The sequence below is a fragment of the Kitasatospora sp. NPDC091207 genome (assembly GCF_044768625.1).
Taxonomy (GTDB): domain Bacteria; phylum Actinomycetota; class Actinomycetes; order Streptomycetales; family Streptomycetaceae; genus Kitasatospora.
In genome coordinates this window covers 305,980-318,217 of record NZ_JBIVVS010000002.1, presented here as the reverse complement: position 1 = coordinate 318,217, position 12,238 = coordinate 305,980, and the positions used below count along the sequence as shown (strand labels likewise).

The 12,238-nt window shown below is 73.2% G+C and carries 9 protein-coding genes and 1 tRNA gene; 3 read left to right on the top strand and 7 right to left on the bottom strand.

Going from position 1 to position 12,238, the window contains the following annotated elements; translation table 11 throughout:
- Positions 1-322 precede the first annotated feature (322 nt).
- Entirely contained in the window at positions 323-3,691 is a 3,369-nt protein-coding gene (locus ACIQTO_RS06090; protein WP_402383483.1) for an AAA family ATPase, read from the top strand.
- 44 nt (positions 3,692-3,735) lie between these two features.
- On the opposite strand, the gene ACIQTO_RS06085 is transcribed toward ACIQTO_RS06090, so the two are convergent.
- The 3 genes from ACIQTO_RS06085 to ACIQTO_RS06075 are packed head-to-tail and all read right to left on the bottom strand — an operon-like array spanning position 3,736 to position 7,139.
- On the bottom strand, positions 3,736-4,266 hold the full coding sequence (locus tag ACIQTO_RS06085) for a hypothetical protein (RefSeq protein WP_402383480.1): 531 nt from the start codon (positions 4,264-4,266) through the stop codon (positions 3,736-3,738).
- Positions 4,253-6,043 (bottom strand): extracellular solute-binding protein, encoded by a 1,791-nt coding sequence (locus ACIQTO_RS06080; protein WP_402383478.1) that lies wholly within the window; start codon positions 6,041-6,043, stop codon positions 4,253-4,255. Before ACIQTO_RS06080 ends, ACIQTO_RS06085 begins: the two co-directional genes overlap by 14 nt.
- A 7-nt stretch (positions 6,044-6,050) precedes the next feature.
- Positions 6,051-7,139 carry a hypothetical protein gene (locus ACIQTO_RS06075; RefSeq protein ID WP_402383475.1) on the bottom strand — a complete coding sequence of 363 codons (1,089 nt, stop codon included), beginning with the start codon at positions 7,137-7,139 and terminating at the stop codon, positions 6,051-6,053.
- A gap of 266 nt (positions 7,140-7,405) precedes the next feature.
- Between ACIQTO_RS06075 and pyk the strand changes: the two genes are divergently transcribed.
- Entirely contained in the window at positions 7,406-8,836 is a 1,431-nt protein-coding gene (pyk, locus tag ACIQTO_RS06070) for a pyruvate kinase (protein ID WP_402383472.1), read from the top strand.
- Between the two features lie 44 nt (positions 8,837-8,880).
- On the opposite strand, the gene ACIQTO_RS06065 is transcribed toward pyk, so the two are convergent.
- Positions 8,881-9,654, bottom strand: coding sequence for a transcriptional regulator (locus ACIQTO_RS06065; protein WP_402383469.1), 774 nt, complete (start codon positions 9,652-9,654; stop codon positions 8,881-8,883).
- A gap of 119 nt (positions 9,655-9,773) precedes the next feature.
- Positions 9,774-9,846 (bottom strand) — tRNA-Leu (locus ACIQTO_RS06060).
- A gap of 70 nt (positions 9,847-9,916) precedes the next feature.
- Between ACIQTO_RS06060 and ACIQTO_RS06055 the strand changes: the two genes are divergently transcribed.
- Positions 9,917-10,606, top strand: coding sequence for an ANTAR domain-containing response regulator (locus ACIQTO_RS06055; RefSeq protein WP_402383467.1), 690 nt, complete (start codon positions 9,917-9,919; stop codon positions 10,604-10,606).
- A 66-nt stretch (positions 10,607-10,672) separates the two neighbouring features.
- On the opposite strand, the gene ACIQTO_RS06050 is transcribed toward ACIQTO_RS06055, so the two are convergent.
- Positions 10,673-11,389, bottom strand: a complete 717-nt coding sequence (locus ACIQTO_RS06050; protein ID WP_402383464.1) for an ABC transporter ATP-binding protein — start codon at positions 11,387-11,389, stop codon at positions 10,673-10,675.
- On the bottom strand, positions 11,386-12,231 hold the full coding sequence (locus ACIQTO_RS06045; protein WP_402384252.1) for an ABC transporter ATP-binding protein: 846 nt from the start codon (positions 12,229-12,231) through the stop codon (positions 11,386-11,388). Before ACIQTO_RS06045 ends, ACIQTO_RS06050 begins: the two co-directional genes overlap by 4 nt.
- Between the last annotated feature and the right edge of the window lie 7 nt (positions 12,232-12,238).

Below are 12,238 nucleotides of genomic sequence, written 5' to 3'. Positions count from 1 at the left end.
CCCCGGTAGGCTCCATGGTCCCCGCCACGGGCGGCCACGACCATCGTGGTCCACCACGAGATCGGCCACCCGGCGGCATCGGAGCAGCGCAGCGCCGCGCGGACACGCGGACGAGACGCGCCGCCCGGTCCCGGGCGGGGGCGGTGCGGGGCCCGACGGGGGGTGCCGGGCGGGTCGGGTAGGGGTGATGTGCGGCTCCGGAAGGGGTGCGACGAGAATCACAGCTCTAGCCGAGCCGCTGACACGGCGTCAAGCCGTTTCCCCGCACAACGGGGAAACATGCCCGTCCGGTCATCCGGCGGGCGTCGCGGGAGGGAAGCAGATGAGCACCGTCAGGACGCGAGGACATCACCAGGACCGGGCCGCCGCCGCACCACCGCACCTCGCGGCCCGCGACTCCCAGCTGCGCCGGATCGCCGCGCTCGCCGCCCGGGCCCGCGCCGGCACCGGCGGCGTCCTGCTGCTCACCGGCCCCGCCGGCACCGGCCGCAGCGCCCTGCTCGCCGAAGCCGCCCGCCGCGAGTCCGCCCACGGCAGCACCGTCCTGTGGGCCCGCTGCTCCGCTGACGAGGCCACCACCCCCTTCGCCGCCGCCCGCCAGCTGTTCGAGGCGGTCCCCGGCCTCGGCACGCCGCCCGCCGGACCCGGTCGCACACCCGACACCGACTCCGACCTCTGGTCCCTGCTGCGCCTGCACGCCGCCCACCACCCCGTCCTGCTCGCCGTCGACGACATCCACCTCGCCGACCGGCCCTCCCGGGACTGGCTGCTCCAGCTCGCCCGCCGGATCGACCGGCTGCCCGTCCTCCTGCTGGCCACCGAACGCCGCCAGGCCGCCCTCGGCACCCCGCCCGCCCGGTTCGGCCGCGGCCTGCCCCCCGGACTGGCCGACACCACCCGGCTGGGCCCCCTCGACACCACCGCCGCCACCCGGCTGGCCGAACTCCACCTCGGCCTCGGCGCCCCGCCCGCCCTCGCCGCCGCCTGCGTGCACGCCACCGGCGGCAACCCGCTGCTGCTCACCGCACTCCTCTCCGACCTGCGCGACCACCCCGACGGGCCCTGCCCCGCCGCCTTCACCGCGCTGCCCGCGCCCCCGGCCCTCATCGGCCTGCCGGCCCTGCCGACGCCCCGCGTCCACACCGCCCCGCGGCACCTGCCCGACAGCTGCGCCCGGCTCCCCGGCGGCGCGTTCCCCGAAGCCGTCGAGCAGTGGCTGCGCGGCGGCGGCGAACGCGCCCTCACCGCCGCCCGCGTGCTCGCCCGGATGCAGGAACACCCGGCCGCCCGCAGCGCGCCGCTGCCCGGCGCCGGCGCCTGCGACCCCGTCCCGATGCTCGCCGAACTCGCCGGCACCGACCCCGACCGGACAGCCGGCTGGCTCGCCGAACTCACCGCCCAGCACCTGCTCGACGACCCCGGGCCCGGCCGCTGGCCGCGCTTCGCCCACCCGCTGCTCGCCGACGCCGTCCTGGCCGGCCACGAACCCGGCCACCGCGCCCGCGTCCACCGCGCCGCCGCCGAGTTCCTGCACCGCGGCGGGGCACCCGACGAACGCGTCGCCGGGCACCTCCTGTTCACCCCCGCCCCCAGCCCCCGCTGGGCCGCCGAAGCCCTGCGCCGCGCCGCCCGCAAGGCTGCCGAGGCCGACCGCCCCGAGGACGCCGTCGCCCTGCTGCGCCGCGTCCTCACCGAGCCGCTCAGCGACCGCCGGCGCGGCCTGGTGCTCACCGAGCTCGGCGGCCTGGAGGTCACCCTGGGCCCGGCCGAGCGCACCGCCGGCGTCCGCCACCTCGCCGAGGCCGTCCACCTCCAGCAGTCCGACGAAGGCGTCTTCCAGACCGCCAACACGCTCGGCGCCGTGCTGGCCGCCCGCGGCGACGCCCCCGCCGCGCTGGAGCTGATGGAGGAACTCGCCGAACGCTTCGCCGACCGCGACGACCTCGTCCACGCCGTGCAGGCCGCCGCCGCGCTGATCGCCGCGCACGACGGCCACAGCTGGCTCCAGGTGGTCGAGGGCGTCCAGCGGTTCGCCGCCCGCACCCAGCACCGGCTCGCGCCGCCCGCGTACGCGCTGCTCACCGAGTTCGACTCGACCAGCGGCGTGCTCTCCGCGGCCCAGGTGGCCGGGCGGGTCAGGGAGCTGCTCGACGCCCCGGTGGACCCGCTCTGCCGCTCCTACGTGCTGGTCTCGGCCGCCACCCTCGCCCAGTGGGCGGACCTGTTGCCCGAGGCGGACCGCGTGGTGGCGCGCGGCCTGGCCGCGTACCGGGGGCCGTCGCTCGACCCCGGGTACCAGTGCCTGCTGAGCGTCCGGGCCGAGAGCCGGGTGATGCGCGGGGAGTACCAGGAGCTGCTGGACGACCTCGCCCTCACCGGGCCGGCCGCCGCGCCCCTGGCCGCCGGTGGGCCGGAGGCCGGGGACGCCGCCGGTCCGGCGGCCCTGCCCGCCGTCCGGAGCGCCGCCCGGCCTGCCACCCGGTCCGCCGCTCAGCCCGCCGACCGGACCGGGCGCCACGGGCTGCGGACCGGGGCGTGGGGACGGGCCGGCGGCGAGGCCGCCGAGCGGCCCGAGCGGTCCGTCTGGTCCTGGTGGTGCGGCGCACCGGCGGACACCGGGCCGGACGCCACCGGGTTGACCGTGCCGGGCCCCGGTCCGACCGGCCCGGCAGTCCCGGGCCCGGTCGGCGCCGGCCCCGCCGGTGCCGCGGGCCGGGGCCCCTGCACCGGGTTCGCCGAGGCCGGCGCCGGCGCCGGGCCCGGCCTCGGCGAACCGGCCGGAGCCCGCGCGGGGGCCCGCGACACCGCCGCCGCCGACGCGCCCGCCGGCCACTACGCCGGCCTGCTCGGACAGCAGAACGCCCACCTCGTCGCCCAGGCCGTCATCGCCCTCACCGAGACCGGCCGCCACTGGCAGGCCCACGGCCTCGCCCGCGCCGTCGCCGCCGACCGCGCCCAGGGCTCCTGGGAGTGGAACGAGTACCTGTACGCCCGCGGCCTGCTCCGGCTGGCCACCGGCGAACCGGCCGAAGCCCTCGCCGACCTGATGGAATGCGGACGCCGCCAGAGCGAACGGCAGGTCCACAGCCCCATCGTCACCCCCTGGCGCTCCGCGGCCGCCGACTGCCACATCGCGCTCGGCGAGCCCGGCCCCGCCGTCGCCCTCGCCGAGGAGGAACTGCGGCTCGCCCGGATCTGGGGCACCCCGCGCGTCGTCGGCCGCGCCCTGCGCGCCCTCGGCGCCGCCACCGGCGGCCGCCACGGCCTCGACCTCGCCGCCGAAGCGGTCGAACTCCTGCGCGGCGCCGAAGTCGAGACCGAACTCATCCCCGCGCTGATCACCTACGGCCGCCTGCTCGCCGACGGCGGCCGGCGCGGTGCCGCCCGGCGGGCCCTGCGCGAGGCCGCCGGCCGGGCCGAACGGCTCGGCGCGGTCCGGCAGCGGGCCGTCGCCGTGGAGGCCCTGCGCGCCAGCGGCGCCCGCCGCGGCCGCGGCGAACACGCCGGGGCGGAGGCCCTCACCGACAGCGAGCTGCGGATCTGCCGACTCGCCACGGCCGGCCACTCCAACGCCGAGATCGCCGCGATGCTGCACCTGGCCGTCCGGACGGTGGAGACCCACCTGACCAACAGCTTCCGCAAACTCGGCGTCCGCCGGCGCGCCGAACTGGCCGGCGCGCTGGAGGCGTGACCCGCCCGGCCGGCCGCCCGGACCACGGGCGGCCGGCCGGCCGCTCAGCGGGCCAGCGCCGCCGACATCAGCTCCACCTCACGGGCGAGCGCCACCCCCGGGTCGGCCCCGTCCGGCGTCCAGGGCTGCCAGGCCCGGGCCCGCAGATACCCGTCCACCGCCACCGGCAGCCGCCGCAGCACGATCCGCTCCGCCGCCGGCCCCGGCCCGGCCACCCGCAACCGCTCCAGCAGCGAATCCAGCTCCACCGACGGCGGCACCGGCACCGTCCCCAGATAGCAGGCCAGCACCTCCAGCTCCGCCCACTCCGGCGGGGCGGCCGGAACCGGCGGCGGGCCCGGCACCACCCGGGGCGGCAGCACCCGCGGGCGCGGCCGCGGCGTCAGCAGCACACCTGCGGCGTACAGCGCCGCCACGATCCCCGGCCACCACACCCCGCCGAGCCCCACGAAATGCAGCAGGAGCCCGACCGCCCCCGCCCCGCAGCCGACCATGTTGCGGGTCGACTCCAGATAGCCCACCACCCGCCGCCCGCCCGGCCCCCCGGACGGGCCGCCGCCGCTACTGGTACCCACGGATCTCCTCGAACGCGCCGTCCAGCGAAGCCGTCCCGTCGAACAGCTTGCCGCCGGACAGGTCCGCGATCCCCTGCAACTGGTTCTTCGCCGCGTCCCCGAACAGGATCGGGAACACCGGCACCGCCTTCTGCGCCGCGGACAACCCGTTGTAGAAGTTCCGGAAGTCCTTGTCCGACGCGCCCTCGTTGCTCTCGCCGTCCGTCATCACCACGATCGACGTGAACCGGTCGTCCCCCGTCGTCGCCTGCTGGCGGTCGAGCACCTTGTACGCCTCCTGCAGCGAGCTGTACACCGCCGTCCCGCCGTCCGCCGACAGCGCCTGCACATCCGCGTTGATCGACGCCAGCTCCTGCTGCGCCCCGGTCGCCGGCACCGTGTGCGTCTTCGTCGACTTCACCTTGGACGCGAACGACAGCAGCGTGACCTCCTCCCGGTTGCGGAACCGCCGCACCCCACGCGGGTCGTCCGCCCCGGTCAGCCGGCCCATCGCCGACTTCAGCGCCGCCAGCCGGTCACCCGCCATCGACCCCGAGGTGTCCAGCACGTACACCGTCCGCGACGGCCGGCGCAGCTCGTCCTGGTACGAGGCCAACAGCCCGTCCGCGACCGCCTTGCTGCCCGGGAACGGCAGCTCACGCCGCCGGTCCGCCGGCAGCGACGCCGCCGGCGCCACCCCCGCCGCCACCGGACGGCGCAGCGTCAGTTCCGAGATCCGCTTCTGCACGTCCTCCTTCAGCAGGTACTCCGTCAGCCGCTGGAAGGAGTCCCGCTCCCGCTGGGCCGACGAACTCAGCAGCGTCAACGGATAGTTCGCCGACACCACACCGTCGGTCGGCCGTACCACCGTCAACTGCTGGTCCGCCGCCAGCGTCTTGTTCAGCGACAGCAGCACCGACTCGTAGTTCACCAGCGCCCCGACCCGGCCCCGCTCCGCCCGCGTGTACGCCTGCGCCAGCCAGCCGGACGATCCCGAGGTCAGCTTCTGCCCCGTGAAGAACTGCTTCAGCGACGGCGTCGCCTTCCGCACATCCGCGTCCGTGAGCGCCCCGTCCGCCCCCGAGAACGCCGACGCCACCGCCACCAGCGCCGAGAACCCCGAGTTGGACCGCGACGGATCGGCCATCCCGTACGCCAGCTTGCCGGTCGAGGCCGCGTCCGCCAGCTGCGCCCAGCTCACCTTCGAGCCGTCCCCCCAGCCCAGCTCGCCCAGCGCGGAGGAGCGCACCCCCACCGCCACCGGCGACACCATCACCGGGGTCTCGGACAGCAGCTTGGACTTCCCCGTGTCGTCCAGCCGCAGATAGTGGTTGGACGGGAACCACACCGCGTCGTACTTGCCGTCGGCCCGGCCCGAGGCCACCGCGTCCGCGCCGTCCAGCGACCCGGTCCAGGAGAACTGGACGGTCACCCCGGTCGCCTTCTGCGCCTCCTCCAGGACCGGTGCCATGTCCTGGAGTTCGCTCCCGGCCAGCACGCGCAGCACCCCCGCCCGCGCGGTCGGCGCGGGCGCGTCGCTCTGCCTGGGCGCCGGCGCCGGCGAGGACGTGCACGCCGTCACCGCCACCAGCAGGGCCACCCCCGCCGCCACCGCCCGCCCGCCGCGCCGCAGCGCGGCCCCCGCCCTGGTCGTCCTCATCACCGTGCCGCCTGTCCTGCCGTCGAGCCTGCCGTGTGCCGTGCCGTCCGTCGTGCCGCCCGCCGCTGTGCCGGCGGTCGTGCCGGCGGTCGTGCCGGGTGTCGGGCCTGCCGCCGTGCCGCCGGTCCTGATCGCCATCGGCCGGTCACTTCCCCTTGGCCGCGTCGACCAGCTTGGCCAGCACCGCGGACTCCGGCACCGGCGCCTGCTTCACCCCGGCCGGCGCCAGCTCCGCCGCGAAGGCGGGATTCTCCCGGCCGGCGGTCTGCAGGCCGAAGGCCTTGGGGTCCGACTGCGGCCGGAAGCCGTACTTGGCCTCCAGCTTGCGCAACTGCTCGTTGTCGCGCAGCAGGTTGGCCAACTTCTGCCCGGCCTCGGTGCGCCCGACGATGGTGTGGTCGGAGGAGATGGTGGTGTCCGGGTACAGCACCACCATGTCGCCGGTGTTCTTGCCCTCCACCGTCAGCTGGGCCGCCTGCGACTCGTAGGCGAGCACCAGTGGATTGCCGACGTTCGAGAGGAAGTCCCGGAACGGCTCGTCACTGCTGCTCTTCTGGATGCCCTGCTTGGCGGTCAGCGTCTGCAGGACGCCCTTGGTCTGCTGCACCTCGGTGTCGTTCGACACCACCTGGTGGTTGTTCAACAGGTAGGAGACGAGCGCGATGTACAGGGCGCCGGAGGAGGACTCGCCGGGGTCGGTGGTGGTCATGAAGATCGACCCGCTGAGGTCCGACTCCTCCTTGGCCCCCGGGAGTTCCTCCCACTTCTTGCCGGCCTTCACCAGGGTGAGGTACTCGTCCATCTTGAACGTCCACACCCGGGAGTTCTGGTCCTGGGAGGCCAGCCCGTTCCGTGCCAGCACCTTGGCCGTGGACTGGTGCGCCAGGACCACCAGCGGTGAGTAGAACGGGCGGATCGGCGCGTCCTTCACCTGCAACTGCTTGCGGATCGCCTCGGCCGGGGACAGGCTGGCGGGGAAGGTGAAGTCGAGCTGGTCGACCTTGCTCCCGCTCATCAGCCACGAACCGGTCGTCTGCGTCTCGACCTTGAGGCCCTGGAGCGCCAGTTCCGCCGTGACGGCCGGGTCCTTGAAGAAGTCGCGCTTCTCGGATCCGATCACGCCGGTGACGGTGACGACCTTGGGTCCCGGATCGTCCCCGGGCGATTTGAGCAGCGCGAACGCCACCCCGCCGAGCAGCACCAGTGCTGCGACCACTCCGAACACACGCTTCATGCCGGACGATTCCCCCTCGTCGGATCACTGTCCGGGCTCCCACCCGGGTGACGAGCGTCCCGCCGGGCCGCGTGCGGCAGCGGAAGTCACGGTGAACCGGGGGTGAACACCCCTTCACGGAATCGCATCGGGACACCCGCGCCGACGGTCGCGCGCACACCTGTCCGAGCATGTGTCAGATTGTTCAACTCGCCTTCCTGCAAAGGTCATCCCGCTGGTCGGACGGGCGTCGATGTTACGCGCCGGTAATGCCTACTCTCAGCAGTATGCGCCGAGCAAAAATCGTCTGTACCCTCGGGCCAGCCACCGACTCGTACGACCAGATCAAGGCCCTGGTCGACGCCGGGATGGACATCGCCCGCTTCAATCTGAGCCACGGCTCCCACGTCGAGCACGAGGAGCGCTACCGCCGGGTCCGCAAGGCCGCCGACGAGACCGGCCGCAGCGTCGGTGTGCTCGCCGACCTTCAAGGCCCGAAGATCCGCCTGGAGACCTTCGCCGAAGGTCCGGTACTTCTCGAACGCGGCGACCGGTTCACCATCTCCACCGACAAGGGCGTCGTCGGAGACCAGAACATCTGCGGCACCACCTACCCGGGCCTGGCCGCCGACGTCACGAGCGGCGAACGGATCCTCGTCGACGACGGCCGGGTCACCCTGGAGGTCGTCGCGGTCGACGGCCCGCTGGTCCGCTGCACCGTCGTCGAGGGCGGCCTGGTCTCCGACCACAAGGGCCTCAACCTCCCCGGCGTCGCCGTCTCCGTCCCCGCGCTGAGCGACAAGGACGTCGCCGACCTGCGCTGGGCCCTGCGGACCGGCGCCGACCTGATCGCGCTCTCCTTCGTCCGCAGCGGCCGCGACATCGAGGACGTCCACCGCGTGATGGCGGAGGAGGGGCGCTTCGTCCCGGTCATCGCCAAGGTGGAGAAGCCGCAGGCGGTCGAGAACCTGGAATCCATCGTGGACGCCTTCGACGGCGTCATGGTGGCCCGCGGCGACCTGGGCGTGGAGATGCCCCTCGAACAGGTCCCGATGGTCCAGAAGCGCGCGGTCAAGCTGGCCAAGCGCAACGCCAAGCCGGTCATCGTCGCCACCCAGATGCTGGACTCGATGATCAACGCCTCCCGCCCCACCCGGGCCGAGGCCTCCGACGTGGCCAACGCCGTCCTCGACGGCAGCGACGCGGTGATGCTCTCCGGCGAGACCTCCGTCGGCAAGTACCCCGTCGAGACGGTCCGGACCATGGGCCGCATCATCGAGGCCGCCGAACAGGACGTCCTCTCGGCCGGCCTCCCGCCGCTCACCGCCGGCACCAAGCCGCGCACCCAGGGCGGCGCCGTCGCCCGCGCGGCCGCCGAGATCGGCGACTTCCTGGGCGCCAAGTACCTGATCGCCTTCACCCAGTCCGGCGACACCGCCCGCCGGCTCAGCCGCTCGCGCTCGCCGATCCCGGTGCTCGCCTTCACCTACGAGCCCGCCGTCCGCAGCCAACTCGCCCTCACCTGGGGCGTGGAGACCTTCCTCGGCCCCTTCGCCCCCACCACGGACGAGATGGTCGAACAGGTCGACGCCGCGCTGCTCTCGCTCGGGCGCTGCCGCAAGGGCGACATCGTCGTCATCACCGCCGGCTCCCCGCCCGGCCTCGCCGGCTCCACCAACCTCGTCCGCGTCCACCACGTGGGAACGCTGGACAACTGACCGGCGCCGGTGCGGTTCCGCCTCCGGGGGGAACCGCACCGGAGTCAGTACTTGGGCCCGATGCGGGCGTCCATGAGGGCGACGGACTCCTTGCGGGCGACGGAGACGTTGACGGCGCCGGCGGGGCGGGTGGCGGCCTTCCACCGCACACCGACGGCGTCGAGGGTGTCGGTGAAGAGGCGGATGATGTCGGTCGAGGTGTTGGTGAAGAAGTAGCGCGGGTACTCGTAGCGCTTGTCGACGCCGCCGACCGTGCGGGTCGTCCAGTTGGTGATCCGGCAGCCGTCCGAGTGGATCAGGCCCCGGAGGAACTCCCAGGGGTGAGCGTCGACGATCTCCTGCTGCCAGGGCGCGAGGGTGATCCGGCGTAGGTGCTTCGGCCCCGGGCCGTGCTGGGGGAAGAGACAGGGCCAGTGCTTGCTCGTGCTCACCACGCTGGTGCACCCCGTCGCACGGACGCGCTGGACCTTGTTGTGCGGCATGACTGCGGCGACTGCCCGTGCGCACTCGTCGATGAGCCCGGGCCATGCGTCCCCGCACGCTATGCGGAGGGCGTGGACGTTGCGGCGGCCCTCACTGATGCAGCCGTCACCGAGGTAGAGGCCCAGCAGATACGCGTAGTCGGGGCGCGGACGCCGCGGTTCCAGATCGTCGTGGAGTACCGGACAGTCGGCTGTCGGGCGAGCGGCGAGCACCGTGCCCGTCGCCCACTCGCGGATCGCGAAGCGGGAGATTCCGGTGGCCCGGCTCACCTGGCTGAAGGTCAGCCCGGACGCGTGAAGGCTGACGGCTCGCTGTCGTGTGGCCGTGTCGTACATGTGGCCGAGCCTGCGGTGCCGAGGGCTCAAGGGGCCGGAAGTCGTGCGAATCTTCATTCGAAGTAATGAAGATCGCCAGTCACCAGTCGATTTAGGCGACCTTGGAATTGAAGGAAAAGTACCCCGGGTGGGATTCGAACCCACGCTGGATGGTGTTTGAGACCATTGCCTCTACCGCTGGGCTACCGGGGCAACCGCTGAATCGAAGGTTGCCCCCGACCCTGCTTGGTCTCAAACATACCGTGTCTAGGTACCCTCGTGCATGCAGTACCCCGCCGGAACGAGGAGCCCCGTGAGCACCGCCGACGAGCAGGCAGAGCCGCTTGAGACCGACATGCCCCAGATCACCCGAATTGTGATCGCCGAGGACGAGGCGTTGATCCGCCTCGACCTGAAGGAGATGCTCGAAGAGGAGGGGTACACCGTCGTCGGCGAGGCCGGTGACGGGGCGACGGCGGTGAGGCTGGTCCAGGAGCTGCGGCCCGACCTGGCGATCCTGGACGTGAAGATGCCCGTCCTGGACGGGCTCTCCGCCGCCGAGCAGATCCACGAGGCGCACCTGGCGCCCGTCCTGATGCTGACCGCGTTCTCGCAGCGCGAGCTGGTCGACCGGGCGCGGGACGCGGGTGCGATGGCGTACATCGTGAAGCCGTTCTCCAAGAGCGACCTGGTGCCCGCGATCGAGATGGCGGTGTCCCGCTACACCGAGATGCGGACGCTGGAGGAGGAGATCGCGGATCTCACCCAGCGGCTGGAGACCCGCAAGCTGGTGGACCGGGCGAAGAGCGTGCTGCAGACCAAGTTCGGTCTGAACGAGCCGGCCGCCTTCCGGTGGATCCAGAAGACCTCGATGGACCGTCGGATGACGATGGCCGCGGTCGCGGAGGCCGTGATCGAGGAGGGCGAGGCGCAGGACAAGAAGAAGGCCGACGAGGGCGCCTCGGAGGCCTGAGCGGTCCCGGACAGCACGGCAGGGCCCCGTCCGGTCGGACGGGGCCCTGGCCGTTCGGGTGCCGGGTCAGTCCTCGCCGAGGTAGGCCTTGCGCACGGACTCGTCGTGCAGCAGGTCGGCGCCGGTGCCCTTGAGGACGATGCGGCCGGTCTCCATCACGTAGCCGTGGTCGGAGAGCGAGAGCGCGGCCTGGGCGTTCTGCTCGACCAGCAGGATGGTCGTGCCGCCGGCCTTGAGTTCCACGATGGTCGCCATGATCTTCTGCATCATCAGCGGCGACAGGCCCATCGAGGGCTCGTCGAGCATCAGCAGCTTCGGCCGGGACATCAGCGCGCGGCCCATCGCGAGCATCTGCTGCTCGCCGCCGGAGAGGGTGCCGGCGGCCTGCTTGCGCCGCTCGCCGAGGATGGGGAACAGGCCGTAGGCGCGTTCCACGTCGGCCGCGATGCCGGCGGTGTCGCTGCGCAGGAACGCGCCGAGCAGCAGGTTCTCCTCGATCGTCATCCGCGGGAAGATGTGCCGGCCCTCGGGGGAGTGGGCGAGCCCGAGCGCGACGATCTTGTGGGCGGGGACGGTGGTGAGGGGCTGGCCGTCGAAGGTGACCGTGCCGCCGGTGGGCTTGAGCAGGCCGGACAGGGTGCGCAGGGTGGTGGTCTTGCCGGCGCCGTTGGTGCCGATCAGGGTGGTGACCTCGCCCTGGTTGACGGTGAAGCTGATGCCCTTGACGGCTTCGATCTTGCCGTAGGCGACGCGGAGGTCCTTGACCTCGAGGAGTGCGGTCACTGGTCGGTCTCCGTTGCTGCGGGGGCGGTGCCTTCGAGCGGTGCGCCGAGGTAGGCGGTGATGACGCGTTCGTCGCTCTGGACGGTCTCGCGGTCGCCTTCGACGATCTTCTGGCCCTGGACCAGGACGGCGGTGCGGTCGCACAGGTTGAAGATGAACCGCATGTCGTGCTCGATGACGAGGATGGAGACGCCCCGGTCACGGATGGCGAAGACCAGCTCCTCGGCGGCCCGGGTCTCCTGCGGGTTCATGCCGGCGGTGGGCTCGTCGAGGAGCAGCAGGCCGGGTTCGGAGGCGAGGGCCCGGGCGATCTCCAGCTTGCGCTGCTCGCCGTAGGGGAGGTTGCGGGCGAGGTGGTCGGCCTTGTCGGCGAGCCCGGTGAACTGGAGGAGGTCCATGGCGCGGGCGCGGCTCTCGGCCTCGGCGCGGTGGTAGCCGGGGCCGCGCAGGATGGCGGAGAAGATGCCTTCGCGGGTCCGGCTGTGCCGGCCGACCAGGACGTTCTCCAGGACGGTCATGTTGGCGAAGAGCCGGATGTTCTGGAAGGTGCGGGCGATGCCGGCCTGGGTGACGAGGTGGGGCTTGGGGGGCAGGACGGTGCCGCGGTAGGCGACGCGTCCCTCGGTCGGCACGTAGAGGCCGGTGAGGCAGTTGAAGAAGGTGGTCTTGCCGGCGCCGTTGGGGCCGATCAGGCCGATGATCTCGCCCTCGCCGACGGTGAGGGAGACGTCGTTGACGGCGGTGAGGCCGCCGAACCGCATGGTGACGCCGGAGACTTCGAGCAGGGGTCGGGCGGGGGCGGGCCGGGCGGGGACCGGTGCGGGGGCGTCGGTGGTGGTCATCTGGCTG

Excerpts from the sequence above, each read along its gene's own strand:
- ACIQTO_RS06045 (WP_402384252.1), bottom strand. The coding sequence starts at position 12,231 with ATGACCACCACCGACGCCCCCGCACCGGTCCCCGCCCGGCCCGCCCCC.
- ACIQTO_RS06080 (WP_402383478.1), bottom strand. The coding sequence starts at position 6,043 with ATGGCGATCAGGACCGGCGGCACGGCGGCAGGCCCGACACCCGGCACG.
- ACIQTO_RS06065 (WP_402383469.1), bottom strand. The coding sequence starts at position 9,654 with ATGTACGACACGGCCACACGACAGCGAGCCGTCAGCCTTCACGCGTCC.
- ACIQTO_RS06055 (WP_402383467.1), top strand. The coding sequence starts at position 9,917 with ATGCAGTACCCCGCCGGAACGAGGAGCCCCGTGAGCACCGCCGACGAG.
- pyk (WP_402383472.1), top strand. The coding sequence starts at position 7,406 with ATGCGCCGAGCAAAAATCGTCTGTACCCTCGGGCCAGCCACCGACTCG.
- ACIQTO_RS06075 (WP_402383475.1), bottom strand. The coding sequence starts at position 7,139 with ATGAAGCGTGTGTTCGGAGTGGTCGCAGCACTGGTGCTGCTCGGCGGG.
- ACIQTO_RS06090 (WP_402383483.1), top strand. The coding sequence starts at position 323 with ATGAGCACCGTCAGGACGCGAGGACATCACCAGGACCGGGCCGCCGCC.